The organism is Nostoc sp. (genome assembly GCF_036917095.1).
GTDB lineage: Bacteria > Cyanobacteriota > Cyanobacteriia > Cyanobacteriales > Nostocaceae > Nostoc.
Genome location: NZ_JBALFH010000047.1, coordinates 22,617 through 43,356, shown reverse-complemented (window position 1 = coordinate 43,356; position 20,740 = coordinate 22,617). Strand labels below are relative to the sequence as shown.

Below are 20,740 nucleotides of genomic sequence, written 5' to 3'. Positions count from 1 at the left end.
GTTTCCGTCGTTAGCGGTAGCGGTAGCGAGGAACGAGCGTCTGGGGGACTGCCGAACCCGAAGGGTCTTGGGGTCTCTCCAAGTGGAGCAACTGCCGTCATCGGGCATTGGGCATATTGTTTCTCCCCATGCCCTATTCCCCATTCCCTATGCCCCAATTAAGAATGTAACTTCACTTGTTCTGCTGGCTTGCGTTCACCTTTGGAGTTCCAAATGCGACGTGCAGCTTCCACAAATTGGCTGACGCGAATTGGGTCAATTGGTTGCTCAATGCGTCCGTGACGTTTCAATGAACTAGAAACTATTACACCATCTGCTGCCTGCATCAATGTATCAATATTTTCCCAATTGGCCCCACTACCGATAAACACTGGCGTGCCATTTGCTGCGCCACAAGCTAGTTCCAAATCTTCTAAGTTAGGAGGGCTACCAGTAGCCCAGCCGGATAAAATCACTCCGTCTGCTAAACCCCTTTCAATGGTGTCTTTCACGGCGACTGTGAGATTTGGAGAACTCAAAGGACGGGCGTGCTTCACCAACACATCGGCCAGGATTTTAACATCACACCCTAACTCCCGTCGATAGCGGAGTAGCTGATGGGCTTCTCCTTCAATTAATCCTTGGTCGGTTGCCATCACCCCTGTGAGAACGTTGACGCGGATGAATTGTGCCTGCACACAGCTAGCGATCGCTATTGCACTTTTGGCATCATTTCGCAAAACATTTAAGCCCACAGGCAAAGTCACCAAATTCTGTATCCGCTGTACCACAATGGTCATGGCACTCACAACCACTGGATCGACTTGGTTTTTGGTAAACGGCGCGTCGAAAAAATTCTCTACAATCAACCCATCAACCCCTCCACTTGCCAAGGCTGCGGCTTCTTGTTCGGCGCGGTCAATCACCGCTTTTAGGCTACCTCCCCAACGGGGTGAGGTAGGCAGTGGTAGCAGGTGAACCACGCCAATAATTGGTGAGCGAGTTTTAAATATCTGATATAAGTCCACGTCTTTAATCCGCCTCGCGGAGTCCAGAGTCCAGAATTTTTTGACTATTGAACGCCAGTTCAACGCCACTCCCCTGAAGGTCGGAAACCTCCGTGTGGGGGTGGCTCTTCAACGGGGGAAACCCCGCACGTGACTGGTTCCTCTTGACCCTTGACTCTTGACTTTTCATTAACTAGTCAAATGTGTTTTATGATAGTCGGTTTATTGCCTCCTTCCTCGGATGGAAATTGGCGTCAAACCTCCCATAAGATATGTTAAGATAAAACCTGGCTACAAGAGGAGTTTGCCACTCACTAGACGCAAGGCAGCTTTCCGTGGTTTAGGCGTCTCGTCCGCGCACAATCGTAGGACTTTGCCAATCGCCAGGGTAGCATTACTGCTTTATAAGCGTAGTCGCTTTCGTCGACTTCCCTGAGGGTAGCGACTTCTCACAACAAGCCCTTTGGGCGGCTTCCCGATGGGTAGGTTAACAACGCACACGCTGCGGTAATGTAAAATACCAATAGGCGAATTGTTAAAAAAGATTACAAGTGTCAAATGTACCCAAAGACACTTCAATTTACCCTGGGGAACAGATTGATAAAAATATCATAACATGACCTCTATTTTTATTATTGATAGGGTCATAAGTCTACGGACAGTTGCTGACAGTGGGAATCTGCCACTGTACAGTTATCAGAAGGATAGCGATCGGAAAAAAGCGAAATTAGCGCCAGAATGTTTGACTACAAGAAAAAAATGAAGATATTTTCAAAATATGGGTGACAAGCCAACAATTGCGATTTCTCACCTGGGCTGCGAGAAAAATCGAATTGATACAGAACATATGCTGGGGATGCTCGTAGAAGCAGGCTACGGTGTAGATACAAATGAAGAGTTAGCAGATTACGTTATTGTTAATACCTGTAGTTTTATTGAAGCAGCCCGGCAAGAATCTGTCAGAACTTTGGTAGAACTGGCAGAGGCAAACAAAAAAATCGTAATCACTGGCTGTATGGCGCAACACTTCCAAGAACAACTTTTGGAAGAGTTGCCCGAAGCAGTAGCCGTTGTGGGCACTGGCGATTATCACAAAATTGTAAATGTAATTGAGCGTGTTGAACTTGGCGAGCGGGTCAAAGAGGTTAGTATTGAGCCAACCTATATTGCTGACGAAACTACACCGCGCTATCGCACGACAACGGAGGGCGTAGCTTACCTCCGGGTTGCGGAAGGATGTGATTATCGTTGTGCATTTTGTATAATTCCTCATCTTCGAGGGAACCAGCGATCGCGTACTATTGAATCTATAGTCGCCGAAGCCGAGCAGTTAGTTAGTCAAGGGGTAAAGGAAATTATTCTAATTTCCCAAATCACCACTAATTACGGTTTGGATATTTACGGTAAGCCAAAATTAGCCGAATTACTTCGCGCTTTGGGGAAAGTAGATATACCGTGGATCAGAATGCATTACGCTTATCCCACGGGACTGACCCCAGATGTGATAGCGGCGATTCAAGAAACACCCAACGTCTTGCCTTACCTGGATTTGCCCTTGCAGCATTCTCATCCAGATGTTCTCCGCGCCATGAACCGTCCTTGGCAAGGACGCGTAAATGATGGGATTATAGATCGCATCAAAACGGCGCTACCAACAGCCGTATTGCGGACAACATTTATTGTTGGTTTCCCAGGAGAAACAAGCGAGCATTTTGAGCATCTACTAGAGTTCGTCCAGCGGCATGAATTCGATCATGTTGGTGTCTTCACCTTTTCCTCTGAGGAAGGAACCCCAGCTTACAATTTGCCAAATCAGTTGCCCCAATCGGTGATGGACGAGCGCCGATACCAACTTATGGAACTCCAGCAACCGATTTCTCAAAAGAAAAATCAACAGGAAGTAGGCAAAATCGTTGATGTCCTGATTGAGCAAGAAAATCCTGAAAGTGGTGAATTAATCGGTCGTTCAGGTAGATTTTCCCCAGAGGTTGATGGTCTGGTGTATGTCAAAGGCCAGGCAAAATTAGGAACCATCGTGCCAATAGCGATTCACCACGCTGATACATACGACCTCTATGGTCAAGTAGTCAATAACTAAATTGTCTTTTGTCTTTTGTCTTTTGTCTTTTGTTAAATGACCCTTACAGATTTACCCTTATCCCAAGCTCGACGCTGCATTAATGGCAGTTTTCATGAGGGTTTACCTGAAGTTCGGGGACTCACTCGTGGGCATAGCTTCTCGAAAAGTTGAGACTTTGCTATCACCCTTGGCTGACTAACTAGCCAATAACTAATGACTAATGACTAATGACTAATGACTAATAACTAATGACTAAATGACTAATCCAAAATCCTTACAAAAAATTTAGGAGAATTAATGACTCTTTCATTCCAAGAATTAGGCATTTCCCAAGAACGTGTCGAACAACTAGAAAAAATTGGTTTTACTGAACCAACTAACATTCAAGTGCAAGCAATTCCCCAATTGCTAGCCGGTCGTGATGTAGTAGGTCAATCTCAAACTGGAACAGGCAAAACGGCAGCATTTTCACTGCCTATTTTAGAGCGGCTGGATGTTAATCAAAAAGCTGTGCAAGCCATAGTTTTAACACCAACTCGTGAATTAGCAATGCAAGTTCACGATGCGATCGCGCAGTTCATCGGTAATGAAGGATTGCGGGTATTAGCAATCTACGGTGGTCAATCAATTGACCGTCAAATGTTGCAACTCAAACGTGGCGTTCACATGGTTGTGGGTACTCCCGGACGCGTGATCGATTTACTCGATCGCGGCTGTTTAAAGCTCGATCAAGTGAAGTGGTTTGTGTTGGATGAAGCCGATGAAATGTTGAGCATGGGCTTTATCGACGATGTGATCAAAATCCTCTCGCAAGCGCCCGTAGATCGCCAAACAGCTTTGTTCTCGGCAACAATGCCACCATCGATTCGGATGTTGGTGAACAAGTTCTTGCGATCGCCTGCAACTGTCACCGTTGAGCAACCAAAAGCCGCTCCCAACAAGATTAATCAAGTAGCTTACTTGATCCCCCGCCACTGGACAAAAGCCAAAGCTTTACAGCCAATTCTGGAAATGGAAGATCCAGAAACAGCTTTAATCTTTGTCCGCACCAGACGCACAGCCGCAGAACTTACCAGTCAGTTACAAGGGGCTGGTCACAGTGTCGATGAATACCACGGTGACTTGTCCCAACAAGCACGGGAACGTTTATTAGTTAGATTCCGTAACCGTCAAGTTCGCTGGGTGGTAGCAACTGATATTGCAGCACGAGGGTTAGATGTCGATCAACTCTCCCACGTAATCAACTATGACTTACCCGATAGCGTAGAAACCTACGTCCACCGTATTGGTCGTACTGGTCGTGCTGGTAAAGAAGGAACAGCAATTTCTCTAGTACAGCCATTTGAGCGCCGCAAACAGCAAACATTTGAACGTCATAACCGCCAAAGTTGGCAATTGCTGACCATTCCCACACGCGCCCAGATTGAAGCAAGACACATTCTGAAATTGCAAGAACAAGTGCGAGAAGCTTTGACAGGCGAGCGTTTGGCTTCATTCTTGCCAATTGTTAGCGAACTGATTGAAGAATACGATGCTCAGGCGATCGCCGCAGCTGCACTGCAAATCGCTTACGATCAAACTCGTCCTGCTTGGTTGAGTTCAGACGTGGAAATTCCCCAAGAGGAATCCTCTGCTCCCAAACCAAGACTCGGCAAACGTCGTGAATCTTCCAGCGATCGCCCCCGTGCTGCCTGGAAATCAGATAGCAGCAATGGTGAAGAAAGACATTCTTCTCCCAAGCCCAAACTGCGGACAAGTGGACAGGATTCTTCTGCATCTCCTAGTAAAAAGATAGGTTCACCTACAGCTAGGGAATCAGCTTCTTAGTCTAGAGTTAATTAATTTTGGATTTTAGATTTTTCCTTTAATCCAAAATCCAAATCTAAAAATTAGCAAAGTTGAGAGTTGAGAGTTAAGAGTCAAGAGTTAAGATTTTGACTTTATACTCTTGACTTTTTGGCTTTTTTAGACAGTTTAAAAATACTACAGCCAAGGACGGCTAACTTGTTCTAACTCTCCAATTTCATCGTCGCTCAATCTCCAGCCCAAAGCACCAGCATTCTGACGTACCTGTTCGGCTGTCTTCACCCCAGCAATGGGAATAACGTTCCCTTGAGCAATTAACCAGTTGAGTGCAACTTGAGCAGGGGTGCGATCGTATTTTTCTCCAAAATTGCGTAGCAAAGATATAACTGGGGCAATTTTTTGCAGACCTTCTTTCTTAAATCGCGGGTCTCTTTTCCTCGCACCAGTGGGGGTTTCAGTACTATCAATACTGTACTTGCCTGTCAGTAATCCCTGTGCTAGAGGACTATAAGCCAAAATAGTCACACCCAACTCACGGGCAGTTGCCATAATACCTTTGCTTTCAACTTGACGAGTAAGTAAAGAATAGCGTACTTGGTTCACAGCCAAAGGCACTCCCCGGGCCGCCAATATTTGATGCGCGTCTCGCATTTGCTCTGCTGAGTAATTACTCACACCGACTGCCGCAATTCTGCCCCGCTTCACTTCATCCGCTAGGGCATTCATCAAAGTTTCTTGACTTAAAAAGAAGGCAAAAGGCCAATGCACTTGGTACAGGGCGATCCGCTCAAGTTGTAGCCGTTTGAGGCTGGCTGTTAAAGCATCAGAGACAGATTGGGCTGTAAATCGCCACGGTAGGGGGCCAAATTTTGTGGCGATTTGTACAGATTGTTGTGTCTGTTGCAGAAATTGCCCTAAAAATTCCTCGCTCTTTCCCATTCCGTAGATTTCGGCAGTATCAAAGAACGTAATCCCAGCTTCTAAGGCTGCGGTAAATGCTTCTTGTAACTGTTCTGGGCCGTAGCGATCGCCATAATTCCAAAATAGTTTATCACCCCAAGCCCAAGTGCCTATGCACAAGGGTGTAACAGATGGGCCATTTTGCCCCAATGTGATGTTTTCCACGGTTGCAAAATTTAGTTTATTTACATTTCTTTACTTTTATAGTGTATCGTTACAGACAAGATTAGGTGTGGGGAAGTCGATCTAATCTTTTTAAGGATCTTCACGGTGCGATCGCATTTAAACCCTGAATCAAACGCGCATAAACAAGATCCCCGACAACTTTTACGAAGTCGGGGATCTGCGGGCTGCAATTCTCACAAATCAAATAGGATTGCTATAGTTGAGTGTATTTACTTGTAATTATGAATTAGATGGTTTCTCCTGCTTGACTTTTTTGATTAATTGCATGTAGACATTAATTTCACTAATTTCTACATCATGCTCAACTCTGGTTACTTTCCATTTCTCTTTTTTTAGGTAAACTTCCTCTCCTACTCTGGGAGTAAATTGGAGATCGTAGAACTTTTTTAGAAAATCTTTTTGATTTTCTTCCCATAATATTACTTTGACTGGTTCTTGACTCATTGCTTATGCCTTTTTGATTACTAGATGAAGCTAAGTAGTTTGATGACATACATACGGCAAGTGTATCTTACTAATTCAATAGAATAGCGTAGTTAAAACCACATTTTCATAATGTTTAAACTTACCTGGGTAATGCTCAGGGAAACCACAATTCTAGACTCTTAAACCAACTCAAATCTCTGTAATCTAAAACGAGACGCTTCATCCTTGTATCAAATAATCTTTATTAACTGAAGCATCTGTAGGAGCATTTTCCACGATTCCTGCTAGCGATAGTAGCCTTGAACCATTTTTGGGGCGTAACTTTTCCGCCAGTGCTTCCTGTACAACACTTGATGGGTTTTGCTCTGGGCGATCTTTTAAGTATTGGTCAAGTTGTGCCCACAACTCATCAGGAATATATAGTGTGCGTTTCATTTTTTAGCTTCTGAAGGTACAACACTAGTTGTACTCTCATTGTAATTGCTGGAGTGCGATCGTCACCACTTCGCCGGAACTGGCTGGAAATCAAACATAAAACACATAGCACTTCAGGACTGGCGCAGGCTAAAAATCAAGGATTTGGCACGTAATTTCTGATTAAATGTTATCAAACCTCAGAAATTGGGAAAGATATGTAATAAGAGTGTTGCAGCAGTTCATGAAACTATTCTGATGTCAGGATACCCGTTTGTTAATAGCTGTTATTTTTTATGGTTGGGGAACACTTGCTTTTCTAGAGATGGGAGCTAATTTATGGATGTCTATGATGGAAAAGGTAACAGCCGTAAGTTAGGAGAAAAAGTTGGTGGAGGAGGTCAGGGAAATGTTTATTTAGTTCGTTCAGAACCAACTAAAGTTGTCAAGATATTTCATCCAGACAAATTAAAAGAAAGAGGCACAGAATTTCGAGAAAAAATAGAATTACAAAAAAGTATGACAGAATTAGCCCAACACTCCAATATTGCTTGGCCTAGAATTTTAGTTTTTGATCAAAATGCTCACTATATTGGATATGCAATGAAGAGGGTTGAAGGCATACCTTTGACAAAATTAGCACATCCAATGTTATATGAAAAATCCTTTCCGGATTTAGACCGAATCAATATAGTAAAAATGCTTTTGATATTATTAGATATTGTAGATGAATTACATAAAAATCAGGTTTATATTGGTGATATAAATTTAGGAAATATTATTTGTGACCCGCAGACATTTCAGCCTTATTTAATCGATGCTGATAGCTATCAAGTTAAAAAAGATAATAAGGTTTATCGCTGTCCTGTTGGTAGACCTGAAATGACTCCGATAGAACATCATGGGAAAGATTTTCAATATATAACGAGGACAATTGAAAGTGATCTTTTTTCCCTAGCAATTCTTATGTTTCAGTGTTTGATGCTTGGCCGACATCCTTATGACAATATTGGTGGTGGAAATCCCGTAGAAAATTTAAAAAATGCTAGTTTTCCCTATGGTGAGGGAGGGGCAAGACCCGGATATGAAGGAGCGATTCCAAGAGGTAATTGGTACAACATTTGGAGTCATTTGACATATAACGTCAAAAGTTTATTTATTCAAACATTAAAGAATGGTGTTACTCAACCATCGCAACGCGCATCTATTACAGACTGGAAAGATGCCTTAGAAAAATACTTTCATGCAATGCAAAGAGGATATAATGCCAAAGAAATGAAGCCTAAAGATCCAAAACAGAGTCAAAATTCCTAAATTTTAATAGAAAAAGCTGGAGATAATTAAATGCCTACTAGTTATTATGATGATCTAATTGACAATCCAACTTCACGCTGCCCATGTATGTTAGTTCTAGACATTAGTGTGAGTATGCGTGGAGAACCAATCAACGAGTTAAACCAGGGAGTTAATCAGTTTATTCAAGCTGTTATTCAAGATGATTTTGCATCTTATGCCGTTGATGTAGGTATCATTACTTTTGGCGGAACAGCACAAGAAATTGTCCCAATTCAATCTATTCAGAAAGTAGAAGTGCCTACCCTAACTCCTACTGGAAATACGCCATTGGGTGAAGCTATAAATAAAGCAATTCAGGTTCTAGAAAAACGTAAACAAGAATATAAAAAGTCTGGAGTTTCTTACTACCAGCCTTGGTTAGTACTAATGACTGATGGTGAACCAACTGATAACTATCAGGTTGCAGCAACTAAGCTGCGTAAGCTAGCTGAGACGAATAAAATGCTTGTCATTGCAGTTGGTATTGGTGAGCGTTGCAATCTTAGTAAACTTGCTGAATTTTGTTCATCTGACAACCCACCCAAACAACTTACAGGTCTAAAGTTTGAAGAATTTTTCAAATGGCTTTCTCAAAGTGTGGGGGAAGTAATTACTAAATCTACTCCCGGAGTGAGTTTTCAAGCAACGCAATCAACTGATGACTGGGAAAGCTTTTAAGTATGCTATTTGAATTTATCAACAGATTGTTTCAGAATCTAAAGACTTGCTTGACTAGGTTATTTTCTCAGAGTTTTCAGAATGTTGATGAGGAGAATTTAGTTAATGGAGATGAGTTAATGGCAGTAGAGCAAAAGATACTATTTAGAGAAGCAGAATATAATGACTTTATAAATAGATTTCCCGGAGTTCGTCAGCACATAATAACAAATACGACAGTAGATGGTGTTACTACCTACTACTTAGAAAGTATGAAGCGTTTGAAGGAAATTCAAAAAAAACAGGGTAAGGAGGTCATACCAGATGAGTGTATAAAATATGCTAAAGATATAAAAAATACAGGTTCTGGCACTGGTAGAAAAAAATCTACCAAAAAAACGTCATCTCCAACTAAATCTTTATCGGCTGAAGCATCTATCTTGCCTGAGCAAGAAGATACTGAACTTATAAATTCTCCTAACTTAAGCATTGAACATCCAGATTATCAAGGAGTCAGTGAGCAAACAGAGAAAACTATTACACAGGAATACGTTAAGCTTGAAAAAACTACTTCAGAAACATCTGAACCTGCAAGCATTACGCAAGCATTAGCTACTTCAGAAGAGTTTATAGATATTCAAAAGAATTTGACAACTTGGAAGAAATGGCGAAGGGTCTTTGATGCTGTTGTTGGAAGTTCGCATTTACGGGTCGATCCTCCTATCCCCTGCCAAGATTCAGCATTATCTGTATTGATTCCAAGAGCTGCTCTTTTTGTCGCAGATGGCGCTGGAAGCGCAAGATTGTCTCATTTTGGTTCCAGTGCTGTAGTTAGATACTTAAATCGTTTTACAGCATCTATAGAAGATATTAACCAAGAAATATTAGATAAAGATCGACAAGAAGACAGAGAGATTGAAAAAAAATATGCTCATCGTTTTATAAAATATGCCATTGAAATCCTTAAGGAGTTGTCAGAGGAGAAACAGGAATCATTTGATTTGTTTAGATGTACATTATTAATAACAATAATTGGTATAAATCAATTATTCTGGCTGAAAGTTGGTGATGGTTTTATAGTCGTTGAAAAAGGAGAAAATCTGGAATTGCTTGGGCCTTTAGGTAAAGGTGATTTTGCAAATCAAACTACTTTTTTGACTGAACATCTGACTGAGGAGGATATTCACTACGGTTTTATTGATGTTCAGAATGTTACAGGGGTAGCTGCTTTTACAGATGGTGCTGGGGAAAAGCTTGTTAGTAACGATGGGTTAAAAATATCAGGAGCTTTGAGTAAATTTTTTCAGGGTATCCGTACTAGGGAGTTTACCCAAACTGAACTCAATCAATTTTTGAGTAATAAAGAGATTTGGCAAAGAACAACTGGTGATGATAAGGGTATTGCGATTTTGTCATCTTTGCTGTAGATCGAAATCCAAAATTATTACATTATATGTTATAATAGCACGTTTTTGAAGACAGTATAGAGAGGCTGGAGTCCCCTGCTAGCAAGTCCCAACTGCGATGAAGTCATGAACATCTTAATCTGTCATATTTTGGAGCGATCGCTCTAGATACCATAAAAGGGCAATTGAGGATTTTAATCAAGGTCTCCTCATTTTGCCAAAATATGACAACAGACATGAAATATCAATTCTATGTATTTTGTTGTGTGGCAAGCTGGACAGCTTCTATATCAACATTGAGATGTTGAGCAATCTCCTCCATACTCATCCCTGTTTTTAGTAACAGAGGCACGGTAAGTTTCAACATTTCAGCTTCCCGTTCTTCTCGGCCTTCTTCTCGACCCTCGGCTTTCGCTTCCTGATAAACTCTTGTTTGCTCCAAAGTCAATCCCAGCATAGCTTCAACTTCCTCATTCTATGTGCTTGACTGTACGGCAATCTGGACAGCTTCTATATCAACATTGAGGTGTTGAGCAATCTGCTCCACACTCATCCCTGTTTTTAGTAACAGAGGGACGGTAAGTTTCAACATTTCAGCTTTCTGTTCTTCTCGACCCTCTTCTCGACCTTCTTCTCGACCCTCAGCTTTCGCTTCCTGATAAACTCTTGTTTGCTCCAAAGTGAGTCCTAGCATAGCTTCAACTTCCTCTCTACTCAAGGTCGAAAACTTATAAACGGCAATTGTGGTGATGATGTCTAGTATTTCGTTTTTCGGCAGCGTGTCCGTTTCCTCTAATTTTACCCGCTCAATCAATTGCTTTGCTTGCTCTGCCATCACTTCATCCGATGCTAGAGTCAACTGCATCAAGTTGATGCCTATTGGCTGCTGATTAGTCGCGCCTAACTCATCTAAATAGATTCTCTGCACTTGATCGCTGTTGAGAAATATTCGATGAGTTCTTTGATCGCTTGGTTCCAAAGAGCGTGATGAAAAAATTACCACACAGAACCAGTCATCGTACTGAAAACGATTCCGGTTCAGGTACATCAACGACTCGGTAAAGAACCGATGGTAGAGGGCTTCATCTTTTTGGAATTGAACTTCAGCAAAAAAGATCACCTTCGATGTTGCATCCTCTGGAGCTAAAAACACACCATCGATGCGAAAAGCGGTTTCTTTGACTTCAAGTGATTCAAACCGATAGTTTTGCCCTTGCAGAGGAGGATTATCAATCAGTTCAAAGAGTAAACCAGGAAAGCGCTTAAAAATTTGATAGTAAATGGAGTCTCGTTTCACTACTTCATCCTAAAATTCTCTCGTTATGCGTTCGCGGATTACCACCAAGCCCTAAAGATTAATCCTAACTTGGCGCTAATCGAGGTATATAACTGCTTGCCAAATTAGTGCGATGCCTGTGGCAGGCGTTCGCGTAGCGTCTCGAAGAGAAGCCATCGCAACTTCAACTTTTCATTCGCTGATTTTGAGCGGGTAGGGTTTATCTTTATTTAAAGAGAGAGAGATTAAATCCTATAAACTATACGAAAAAGTAGCTATGGCAAGTGGTGAAGTATTTGATACCAAAACTAAATCCTTATCTGTGCCAAGGGTAAACCTGCTGACCATGTTTCGGCTGGGTTTATTTCAGATGGGGTTGAGTATGATGTCCATTTTGACTCTGGGGGTACTCAACAGAGTCATGATTCAAGAAATAGCAATTCCGGCGACGCTGGTATCAGTCGTTCTAGCACTGCCTTTATTTGTTGCTCCTTCTCGTGTCTGGTTTGGCCAGATTTCCGATGCCAAGCCGTTATGGGGATACCATCGCACAGCTTATGTTTGGGTGGGCGCAGCAATATTTGCGATCGCAGCATTTTTAGCTGTACAAGTAATGTGGCAGATGAATCTTGCCGCTACTAGTGCAGGTGGTTGGGTATGGACAACCCAAACAATCGGCTGGACAGCGCTTTTGGCTTTAGTTTTCGCTATATACGGTCTAGGAATTTGTGCTAGCGGTACTGCTTTTGCTGCTTTGTTGGTGGATATATCTGAAGAAGATAACCGTTCTAAAGTAGTCGGTGTGGTTTGGTCGATGCTGATGGTGGGGATAATTGTTGGGGCGATTATTAGTGGCAGCTTGCTAAAACAATTAACGCCAGAAGCAACTGTAGAAACCTTGCAGGGAGCGGTCAACAGACTGTTTACTATCGTCCCAGCAATTGTATTTGGTTTAGCGATCGCAGCCACATTCGGCGTAGAAAAAAAGTACTCACAATACTTAACCCGTTCCACACTGGTGAACCGAGAGGACAGCATTACTCTAAGCAATGCTTGGAAAATCTTAACAGCTAGTCCGCAAACAGGTATATTCTTCACCTTTTTACTGGTGATGACTATCAGTTTATTTATGCAAGACCCGATTTTAGAACCTTATGCGGGTCAAGTGTTTAAAATGCCCCTAGCGGAAAGTACCAAATTAAATATTTTTTATGGAATCGGTCTACTGATTGCCTACGGCGTTACTGGCTTTTATATTGTCCCGCGTTTGGGTAAGCGCAGAACTGCACGTTTCGGCTGTATGTTGGTAGCATTCTGTGCAATATTGCTAGGTATATCAGGATTCACAGCTAATGCAGCAGTTCTCAAATTAGGTTTGGTATTGTTCGGTTTAGCCACAGGTTTTTTAACTACAGCCGCAATTAGCTTGATGTTGGATCTCACCGCAGCAGAAGCCGCAGGTACGTTTATTGGGGCATGGGGATTAGCGCAGTCCATCTCTAGAGGAATCGCGGTGGTAATCGGAGGTACAGTTTTGGATATTGGACGGAAGCTGCTACCTAGCTTAGAACTAGCTTATGGACTGGTATTCGTTCTAGAAGCCGTGGGAATGGTGCTGTCGATTTGGTTTTTGAATCGGGTGAACATTACAGAATTTCAAACAAGTACCAAGCAAGCGATCGCTTCAGTTTTGGAAAGCGATTTAGACTAAACTGTATAGGGCATTGGGCATTGGGCATTGGGCATGGGACAAATGACCAATGACCAATGACAAATGACAAATGACTAATAACCAATGAATGATTTTTGGACAACAATTCTTGATTTTGCCCAAACTACCACTACTAGGGTGGGCAAGCAATTAATGCAAGATTTTGGGAAAGTACAGGCTGACCAAAAAGCTGATGGTAGTTTGGTGACGCAAGCCGATAAATGGGCAGATCGAGAAATTCGAGATGCGATCGCTTCTAATTTTTCTGGTTACGGCATTTTGAGCGAAGAGAGCGATCAGTCATTTCCCGGTACGGAGTGGTGCTGGGTAATTGACCCTCTAGACGGTACAACCAACTTCACACGCGGCATTCCCATTTGGACAATATCTCTGGGTTTACTGTATCGCGGTACACCCATTTTTGGGTATATTTACGCGCCAACTTTGAATCAAGCTTTTCATGGTTTCTGGGCAGGTTCATCTGGGTTAACACCTCCAATAGGAGCATTTCTCAACAACCACCCCATCCATACCAGTGTAGATAGTCCCAGCAATAATCACTTTTTTAACCTCTGTTCCCGTAGCACCGCAGTTATCCAAAACGGCTTTCCCTGCAAAATTCGGATGTTGGGTGTAGCTAGCTATAATTTTTTGACAGTTGCCACTGGGGCTACTCTTGGTGGGATTGAGGCGACACCAAAAGTTTGGGACTTAGCCGGGGCTTGGGTAATTGTCCAGGCTGCTGGTGGGGTCTGGTCATCGCTGAAGTCAGAACCATTTCCGTTGTCACCGGGAGAAGATTATAGCGATCGCTCTTTTCCCACCCTTGTAGTTAGTCGTCCCGAATTAATTCCGGTATTTCAACCTTTTCTCGAAGGCGTAAAAATTTAATTTAATCTGCCGCTCTAATCCCTGAAAACAGTTATTTTGTCAACCAGCCTAGTGGGGGACATACTCGACATTAAACTTAACAAAACCCTAGCCAAACAAAGAATTTAGTATAAAGAAAGCTGGTAATATTCCTGATTTAACTGCCAGACCAGTGTAGTTATTAATTCAAGTATTTTTGTAGCTTACATTACACTACACTGGCTAATTTAGTATAAATAATTTTATGTTGTCCGATCTAGATTTAATTCGAGAGTTTGTGCAAAACTCTATCCAAAAAAAAGAAGTTTTGTTGTCAAACCCTGCTTTGACAGCACAAACAGTGTATAAGACCAACCAACTGACAGCAAAATCTGAAGGCGTAATTGCCACCATCCAACTATCTAACACCCTAACTGAATTCTCGATTTCTCCAAAATCATCCCAGTGGGGATTGATAAATCAGGCATTAGCAGAATATAGTTATCTCCTTAAAGGAGAAGTAGATAGTCGGGGTTTCTATCAGTATCAATACTGCGAAATTCCCAAAGGCTATGAAATGCACTGTACTAAATGTGTGCTTCTATGGCGAGCTTGGTGGAAATATCGCAAATCTACTTCAAGACTGGGGATTCCGTTGGAACTTCTGATCAGAACACGAGATTCATGGTATCCAATTAGAGATTTAATTATTAGCGACGGACTTCTTTATATCAAAACATTAGGAAGCGAGATAGCGCTTGACTCAGATGACTTGGTTACTTGGTTAAGCAAAATTGATGTAACCAAAATTAAAGAAATACCTTCTACAGAGACATAGGTATGGTTATAGGGGTACAGATGTACGTCGGTATATATATTTATAAAAATTTTTCAAAGTGGTATGACAACGTAATTAGGCAAAGGACGTGAAGAGAAATGAAAGGACTTTGGCTCGAAAATAACCAGTTGCAACTACGCACAGATATTCCTATTCCTGAACCACCACCAGGAGAAGCCTTAGTACGCGTCTTGCGTGCGGGTATCTGTAACACCGATTTGGAACTACTCAGAGGCTATTATCCTTACACTGGTATTTTGGGGCATGAATTTGTCGGCGTGGTTGAAAAAGGGCCAGAACACTTAGTTAACCAACGCGTAGTTGGAGAAATCAACGCTGTGTGTGGGCATTGTCGGTTTTGTCGCAGCGGACAACCAACTCACTGCGAAAATCGCACAGTTCTAGGTATTGTCAACCGGAATGGAGCCTTTGGTGAATATCTCTGTTTGCCGGTGGAGAACCTGCATCCCGTACCTGATAATGTGCCAACAGAAGTAGCAACATTTACCGAACCTATAGCAGCAGCTTTGGAAATTCAACAGCAAGTGCCATTGCGTCCAAGCGATCGGGTGCTAGTGGTTGGAGATGGCAAATTAGGGCAGTTGGTAGCCCAGACGCTAGCCCTAACTGGCTGTGAACTCTTAGCTGTGGGGCGTCATCGAGACAAACTGGCTAACTTAGAGGCACGGGGGATAAAAACGAGTCTAGCCGACGCTGTTACAGATGGATATTTCGATATCTCAGTAGAATGTACTGGCAACCCTGAAGGATTTGTGATCGCCCGTCGCGCCTTACGTCCCCGTGGTACGCTTGTACTGAAAAGTACTTATTCTGGCAAGCTAAACCTGGATGCTTCTTCGTTAGTAGTGGATGAAATTACTCTCATAGGCTCCCGTTGTGGCCCCTTTGCTCCAGCACTCCAGCTATTAGCAACAGGACAAATTGACGTGCAACCTTTGATTCATGCAACCTATCCCCTCATTGAAGGGCTTGCAGCTTTTGAACGCGCTCAGAGTCGGGGTGTTTTGAAGGTATTGTTAGAGATTAGTCATTAGTCATTTGTCATTAGTCATTAGTCATTTGTCATTAGTCATTTGTCATTTGTCATTGGTTATTCTCCATCAATCCCCAGTCCCCAGTCCCTAATACAGATAAGGATTCGTCTTCGGTAGATAGTCCAAACAATGGATCGCTTCTTCTGTATTGGCAATAGATGGACGTACAGTACATTTAAGACGGTAGTCGTCGGTAAAAAATTGGCAACCAGTACAAGGGATTTGATGCATTTGCTTGGCTGTAGCCACACTTTCTCGTGCCGCCGACCAGAGACTCAAAACAAAGAGAATAGTTACAGTCCAAGCAACGACAAAGCAAATCGGGACTAAAAAAGGTTGAATCGCATGAATGAGAAAAAATATCAGTTCCAACACAGCATTTCCTGATACAAATTAGGAGTTAAAAGTATATTAACTCCTAACTCCCAATTTCTAGCTTCTTACGATAGAAGTATAATTTAAATGCCAGAATGACCCAGCGCTAAACCAGTGACAAGCATTCCCAGAACAAGGAACGGTTGGGCGCTGGCTTGGTACTTAACATCATTCTTCACGGGGTCACGCAGGAAATACATATCCTGCAAGGTGATTTGCGGAATGATTAACAGTATTAGTATTGTTGCATACAAATTCTCATGGATGCTAACGAGATAAGCTGCTATCAATCCTTGAAATACATCAATCGTTACTACACAAATCCATGCCGCAGTAGTGATACCAAACATTACTGGTAGTGACTGTAATCCTAGCTGGCGATCGCCTTCTACACTCTTAAAATCATTAACAATGGCAATACCCAATCCAGCCAAGCTGTAGAACATTGTCAAAATAACAATTGTGGAATTGAGATCGCCAAACAAGGCGTGTCCTGTAGACCAAGGTAGGGTAATATAGCTTGCGCCCAAGGCGTAGCTGCCTAGCCAGCCGTTTTGCTTGAGTTTCAGGGGAGGTGCAGAATAAATATAGGCGATGAAAGAACCGATAATCGCGATCGCTGTAATTGTCGGGAATTCATGACCAGACCACACATCTAGCACAAATGCCAAACCAATACCAGCAATCAGTAATACCCAAATCTGAATAATTACCTGGGGTAGGGGAATTGCTCCAGAGGGAATCGGGCGATAGGGTTCATTGATAGCATCGATTTCGCGATCGTAGTAATCATTGAGGATTTGGGTGTAACCGGTCATCAATGGCCCAGCCAGCAGCATACAGGTTGCTACCTTTAACACATTTTCCAGCGTCCAAGTATAGTTACCCGAAGAAGCCGCACCACAGACTACACCCCAAATTAGGGGAATCCAGGTAATCGGCTTCATTAGCTGCAAACGGATTTTCCAAATTGAAGTTTCCCCAGACGCTGCACCTTTCATCCCCAGCAGTTGCCTAGTTTTCGCACTGCGATCGGCAGATGCCTTCGCTTGCTCATTGGGATTATTTGCCACTGAGTCTAGTGTCTCAGATGGGTTGGGGTCTGGGGTAATGGGAGTTGATTCTGACATAAGGCGTGTTTTTTTTAGAGTGAGGAGTCAGGAGTTAGGAGTTATGAATTATTGTTTTATTCCTAACTTCTCACTCTTAACTCCTAACTAAATTAAAACGAAATTATCAAATAATTATTCTGAAACTTTGCTCCAGCAACGGGTCTGCCACTCAGAGCCGGGGGTAACGGAATATTGCGCCGCTGATCTCCTGCTTCTACAGTGACTTCTGGCCCATATTGGGTAAGTTTTACTTGCTTTTTGTCAAAACTTGGCAAGAATAAGCGTACTTGACGATTGTGGATGTCTATTTCAATTGGTTTGGGAGCCTGTAGAGCTTGTGCTTCAAAGTTGGGTAGGGCGTCTATCAATGGTTGCCAGTCACCTGTTGGCGAGTCAGGAACGACGCTCACAGGTAGAGGGATAAATTCCTGTGACAGGTTGGCATTAGTCTCAGTAGACACAACTAGAACACCACCAACAGTTAAGCCAATTTGTTGAGCACTACCCCACAAATAACGAGCATTTGCTACCTCAATCGGATCTCCAGTGGTCACTAAGAAAGCAGCCAGACGTTTGGGATCGGCAAGAGCGGCTCTCCCCTTTTCTAAGAAATTATTGACTTGGTTAGTGGGCGCTGCAAAGTTATCTGCTGTCCAATTGATATTGAAAAAGCTGCTAATCAGCGGTTGAATCAAAGGCGATTCAGTAATTGTTTTCCCCAAATCGGAGTTGACGAACAATTGTCGAAATCTCCGGACATACCAACTGATAGATTCTGGCAAACCCAACATTCGCAACGTTAAAGAGTCGCCTGTGCCATCGTACACAATCGCATCATATTTGCCACTGGCATCATATTCGCGAATAGCATTCAGCGCTAGGGCGTTGTCCATGCCTGGTAATACTACCAGTTCTTGACCAAAAACGTCTTTGAAGATGGGCGTCCGGAGATATTGTGCCTCCAGTTTCTTCACTTCATCCCAGTTGCGTTCTAGTAGTACAGATGCTTGAAACTGGACTGCTTGCAAATTGGGAGCAATTTCCTGAGGATCGGCAGCAATGGGAATACCCAGCAGAATTGACAATGTTGGTTCTGGATGTCCTGCTAGGAGTACGCGCTTGCCTTGACTTGCCAATAATTTGGCGGCGGCGATCGCAATTTTGGTACGAGCGGTGCCGCCTTTGCCCAAAAATGTCAATATTAGAGCCATTACTTGATTCCTATTTTCACCGCCGAGCTTTTCAACTCCAACTTAGCACTCAACAAAGACTCTCAACCTGTGCTTTCAACTTCCGAGTCAAAGAAAAACCCAGATTTGAGTTCTTTACTACTACACAGGTTTGATTTCATCTTCAAAGAACCAAGTAGAAGAATTGTCGTCAAAGAGAACCACTACACCGATCCCAGCACCATCGGTGACTTTGTAGCCTTGGATGATACCTACTTGCCCTAGTTTTTTTACAACAGGGGGAGAGACGCGATCGCGCAAACGAAAGACTTTGACCTTTTGTCCGATTTCCATGCCTGATTACAATTCAGATAAACCAAGTTTCAGTGTAGCGGAATCCGTCACTCAACGGTCACTGATTCCAGGAGAGTTCAGGAGTACTGAGTAACCCATAGTATAGATATAGGGGATTAGGGACTACAACCATCAAAATAGTCAATCCCAACATCGAATATCCCAGTTCAGACGGTCAACCATTGGCAGAATCAGACCACATCTCTACGCAATTATCACCACTCTAGAAGGAATTAAACAATACCTAACAGGCAGGCTACACTTTTAGCAGACCAATTTCTCTATTTTCCATAGGACTAAGAGTGTCGGTGGAGGGGGATTATGGGGATTTTAGCGTCTAGATACGGGGGAGAAATTACTAACACCGACGTAGTTAGCTGAACAATTACAGCAAGAACACCAATCGGCTAATAAATTAGCAGAATATTTGCGATCGCAGGGAGTCGATCCAGATAGGTTGAGTTCAGCAAAACTCGTATCCTTAACAAAGAAAGCAGTCTTGTAAACAGAAGTTATATTTGTTGTAGTAAAAATACACTTGACAATAGCCAACTTATAGTATGATTAGCAAGATAATTTGGATACAATTTTCTAGTGATGATAGATTCTCAAAGCACTAAAGGGATTTCCAACAAATAAATTATCCAATCTTGTGGAGTAAGCCGGAAAGCCCGCCCTAATGTAAGGTGGGTGAGACCCAACCTCACAAGAAGTAGTTTTTATTTTTTTATTTGAAAGTCCCTAAAAAAGGAACTTTCATAAATATGATACTTCTGTGAGAGCAATTAGGTGAGTGGGTAGTGAGCGAGGAAGTAGAAATTGTTGCCGACAATGCGGGGAGTTGTACGTAAGGTAAGGAGATGGAGGGGCATCTTGCCCATAGATGAACAGTTGTGGACGAAGTTCGACTTACTGCGAACTCTAGTACGCCGGGATTTAGAGGCGCGTTACAAAGGTTCTGTTTTGGGCAACTTGTGGCCTTTGCTAAATCAGCTATCACAGTTACTGATTTATACTTATGTATTTTCCACTGTACTGAAGGTGAAGCTGACTAATCTCAATGGTTTACCAGCAAATGATTTCACCTTTGGTTTATGGCTATTTGCAGGGTTACTTCCTTGGATTGCTTTTACGGGTGGTCTAATGCAGTCTGCTAATTCGGTGCTAGGACAACCGAATTTAGTCAAGAAGGTAGTGTTTCCTTTAGCTTTGTTACCTCTAGTGCCAGTTTTATCAACATTTATCGAGAGTTCCTTTGGTTTAATGGCATTGATTTTTTTCGTGGCGGTCAATGCTCATACTTTACATACTACCTTGGCGCTATTACCCTTGATCTGGCTAACGCAGTTATTGCTAACAGCAGGATTGGGCTATTTAACCGCAGGACTAACGGTGTTTTTGCGAGATATCCCGCAGACTTTAGGAGTGATTTTAAATATTTGGTTTTATCTGACACCGCTTGTCTATCCAGCATCAGCAATTCCAGAGGAATGGCGGAGTTTGGTATTCTGGTTAAATCCAATGGCAGCGATCGCTGAAGTTTATCGTGACATAGTTTTAATTGGGGAGGTGAAGCATTGGGGTGAATGGGGAGTTGCTTCTGCGATCGCAACAATTATATTTTGTTTTGGTTTTACAGTGTACAAGCGTTTGCGTCCAGCTTTTGCAGATGTTTTATAGGCAGCTTTCATTATTAAAGTGCTTTTAAAACACGCAAATGCTACCTATATAGTAAATAGATAACA

19 protein-coding genes and 1 pseudogene are annotated in these 20,740 nt (G+C 42.5%); 10 read left to right on the top strand and 10 right to left on the bottom strand.

The features are described 5' to 3' along the window. Nucleotides 1–158: 158 nt before the first annotated feature. Complete coding sequence (gene btpA, locus V7L01_RS29555) at nt 159–1,007, bottom strand: photosystem I biogenesis protein BtpA (protein WP_335041260.1); 849 nt, start codon at nt 1,005–1,007, stop codon at nt 159–161. A 757-nt stretch (nt 1,008–1,764) separates the two neighbouring features. Between btpA and rimO the strand changes: the two genes are divergently transcribed. Together rimO and V7L01_RS29545 are read left to right on the top strand one after the other, a co-directional pair. After that, nucleotides 1,765–3,084: a 30S ribosomal protein S12 methylthiotransferase RimO gene (rimO, locus tag V7L01_RS29550; RefSeq protein ID WP_335041258.1), complete on the top strand. Its 1,320-nt coding sequence runs from the start codon at nt 1,765–1,767 to the stop codon at nt 3,082–3,084. Between the two features lie 279 nt (nt 3,085–3,363). Then, nucleotides 3,364–4,893 carry a DEAD/DEAH box helicase gene (locus V7L01_RS29545; protein WP_335041256.1) on the top strand — a complete coding sequence of 510 codons (1,530 nt, stop codon included), beginning with the start codon at nt 3,364–3,366 and terminating at the stop codon, nt 4,891–4,893. Between the two features lie 156 nt (nt 4,894–5,049). Here the strand turns inward: V7L01_RS29545 and V7L01_RS29540 are convergent, their stop codons facing one another. The 3 genes from V7L01_RS29540 to V7L01_RS29530 all read right to left on the bottom strand — a co-directional run bounded on the left by V7L01_RS29540 (nt 5,050) and on the right by V7L01_RS29530 (nt 6,879). Beyond that, on the bottom strand, nt 5,050–5,997 hold the full coding sequence (locus V7L01_RS29540) for an aldo/keto reductase (RefSeq protein ID WP_335041254.1): 948 nt from the start codon (nt 5,995–5,997) through the stop codon (nt 5,050–5,052). A 240-nt stretch (nt 5,998–6,237) separates the two neighbouring features. Then, the gene (locus V7L01_RS29535) at nt 6,238–6,462 is read right to left on the bottom strand and encodes a hypothetical protein (RefSeq protein ID WP_100901136.1); all 225 of its coding nucleotides are present in this window, start codon (nt 6,460–6,462) and stop codon (nt 6,238–6,240) included. A gap of 201 nt (nt 6,463–6,663) precedes the next feature. Next, on the bottom strand, nt 6,664–6,879 hold the full coding sequence (locus V7L01_RS29530; protein WP_335041252.1) for a hypothetical protein: 216 nt from the start codon (nt 6,877–6,879) through the stop codon (nt 6,664–6,666). A 318-nt stretch (nt 6,880–7,197) separates the two neighbouring features. Between V7L01_RS29530 and V7L01_RS29525 the strand changes: the two genes are divergently transcribed. The 3 genes from V7L01_RS29525 (at nt 7,198) to V7L01_RS29515 (ending at nt 10,277) form a co-directional block, all read left to right on the top strand. Beyond that, nucleotides 7,198–8,172, top strand: coding sequence for a protein kinase domain-containing protein (locus V7L01_RS29525; RefSeq protein WP_335041250.1), 975 nt, complete (start codon nt 7,198–7,200; stop codon nt 8,170–8,172). A gap of 30 nt (nt 8,173–8,202) precedes the next feature. Next, the gene (locus tag V7L01_RS29520; RefSeq protein ID WP_335041248.1) at nt 8,203–8,871 is read left to right on the top strand and encodes a vWA domain-containing protein; all 669 of its coding nucleotides are present in this window, start codon (nt 8,203–8,205) and stop codon (nt 8,869–8,871) included. Nucleotides 8,872–8,990: 119 nt separating this feature from the next. Further along, the gene (locus tag V7L01_RS29515) at nt 8,991–10,277 is read left to right on the top strand and encodes a PP2C family serine/threonine-protein phosphatase (protein WP_335041246.1); all 1,287 of its coding nucleotides are present in this window, start codon (nt 8,991–8,993) and stop codon (nt 10,275–10,277) included. Nucleotides 10,278–10,506: 229 nt separating this feature from the next. On the opposite strand, the pseudogene V7L01_RS29510 reads toward V7L01_RS29515, so the two are convergent. Both V7L01_RS29510 and V7L01_RS29505 read right to left on the bottom strand, forming a co-directional pair. Next, nucleotides 10,507–10,728: pseudogene (locus tag V7L01_RS29510) on the bottom strand (hypothetical protein); the annotation flags it as partial. Between the two features lie 3 nt (nt 10,729–10,731). Continuing rightward, nucleotides 10,732–11,553, bottom strand: coding sequence for an Rpn family recombination-promoting nuclease/putative transposase (locus V7L01_RS29505; protein WP_335041242.1), 822 nt, complete (start codon nt 11,551–11,553; stop codon nt 10,732–10,734). A gap of 256 nt (nt 11,554–11,809) precedes the next feature. Between V7L01_RS29505 and V7L01_RS29500 the strand changes: the two genes are divergently transcribed. From V7L01_RS29500 to V7L01_RS29485, 4 genes are all read left to right on the top strand, one after another. Continuing rightward, nucleotides 11,810–13,243, top strand: a complete 1,434-nt coding sequence (locus V7L01_RS29500) for a BCD family MFS transporter (protein ID WP_335041240.1) — start codon at nt 11,810–11,812, stop codon at nt 13,241–13,243. Between the two features lie 84 nt (nt 13,244–13,327). Further along, nucleotides 13,328–14,134 (top strand): inositol monophosphatase family protein, encoded by an 807-nt coding sequence (locus tag V7L01_RS29495; RefSeq protein ID WP_335041238.1) that lies wholly within the window; start codon nt 13,328–13,330, stop codon nt 14,132–14,134. 223 nt (nt 14,135–14,357) lie between these two features. Next, entirely contained in the window at nt 14,358–14,930 is a 573-nt protein-coding gene (locus V7L01_RS29490; protein ID WP_335041236.1) for a hypothetical protein, read from the top strand. A 98-nt stretch (nt 14,931–15,028) separates the two neighbouring features. After that, nucleotides 15,029–15,985, top strand: coding sequence for an MDR/zinc-dependent alcohol dehydrogenase-like family protein (locus V7L01_RS29485; RefSeq protein WP_335041234.1), 957 nt, complete (start codon nt 15,029–15,031; stop codon nt 15,983–15,985). A gap of 87 nt (nt 15,986–16,072) precedes the next feature. Here V7L01_RS29485 and V7L01_RS29480 read toward each other — a convergent pair whose 3' ends face one another. The 4 genes from V7L01_RS29480 to petP all read right to left on the bottom strand — a co-directional run bounded on the left by V7L01_RS29480 (nt 16,073) and on the right by petP (nt 18,995). Beyond that, the gene (locus V7L01_RS29480; RefSeq protein ID WP_335041232.1) at nt 16,073–16,360 is read right to left on the bottom strand and encodes a hypothetical protein; all 288 of its coding nucleotides are present in this window, start codon (nt 16,358–16,360) and stop codon (nt 16,073–16,075) included. 83 nt (nt 16,361–16,443) lie between these two features. Beyond that, nucleotides 16,444–17,490 carry a chlorophyll synthase ChlG gene (chlG, locus tag V7L01_RS29475; protein ID WP_335041231.1) on the bottom strand — a complete coding sequence of 349 codons (1,047 nt, stop codon included), beginning with the start codon at nt 17,488–17,490 and terminating at the stop codon, nt 16,444–16,446. A 92-nt stretch (nt 17,491–17,582) separates the two neighbouring features. After that, a complete protein-coding gene (locus tag V7L01_RS29470) occupies nt 17,583–18,683 on the bottom strand; it encodes a Get3/ArsA fold putative tail anchor-mediating ATPase NosAFP (RefSeq protein ID WP_335041229.1) in 1,101 nt (366 codons plus the stop codon). Nucleotides 18,684–18,803: 120 nt separating this feature from the next. After that, entirely contained in the window at nt 18,804–18,995 is a 192-nt protein-coding gene (petP, locus tag V7L01_RS29465; protein ID WP_335041227.1) for a cytochrome b6f subunit PetP, read from the bottom strand. 831 nt (nt 18,996–19,826) lie between these two features. Here petP and V7L01_RS29460 point away from each other — a divergent pair. Beyond that, on the top strand, nt 19,827–20,675 hold the full coding sequence (locus V7L01_RS29460) for an ABC transporter permease (RefSeq protein ID WP_335041265.1): 849 nt from the start codon (nt 19,827–19,829) through the stop codon (nt 20,673–20,675). Nucleotides 20,676–20,740: the final 65 nt, after the last annotated feature.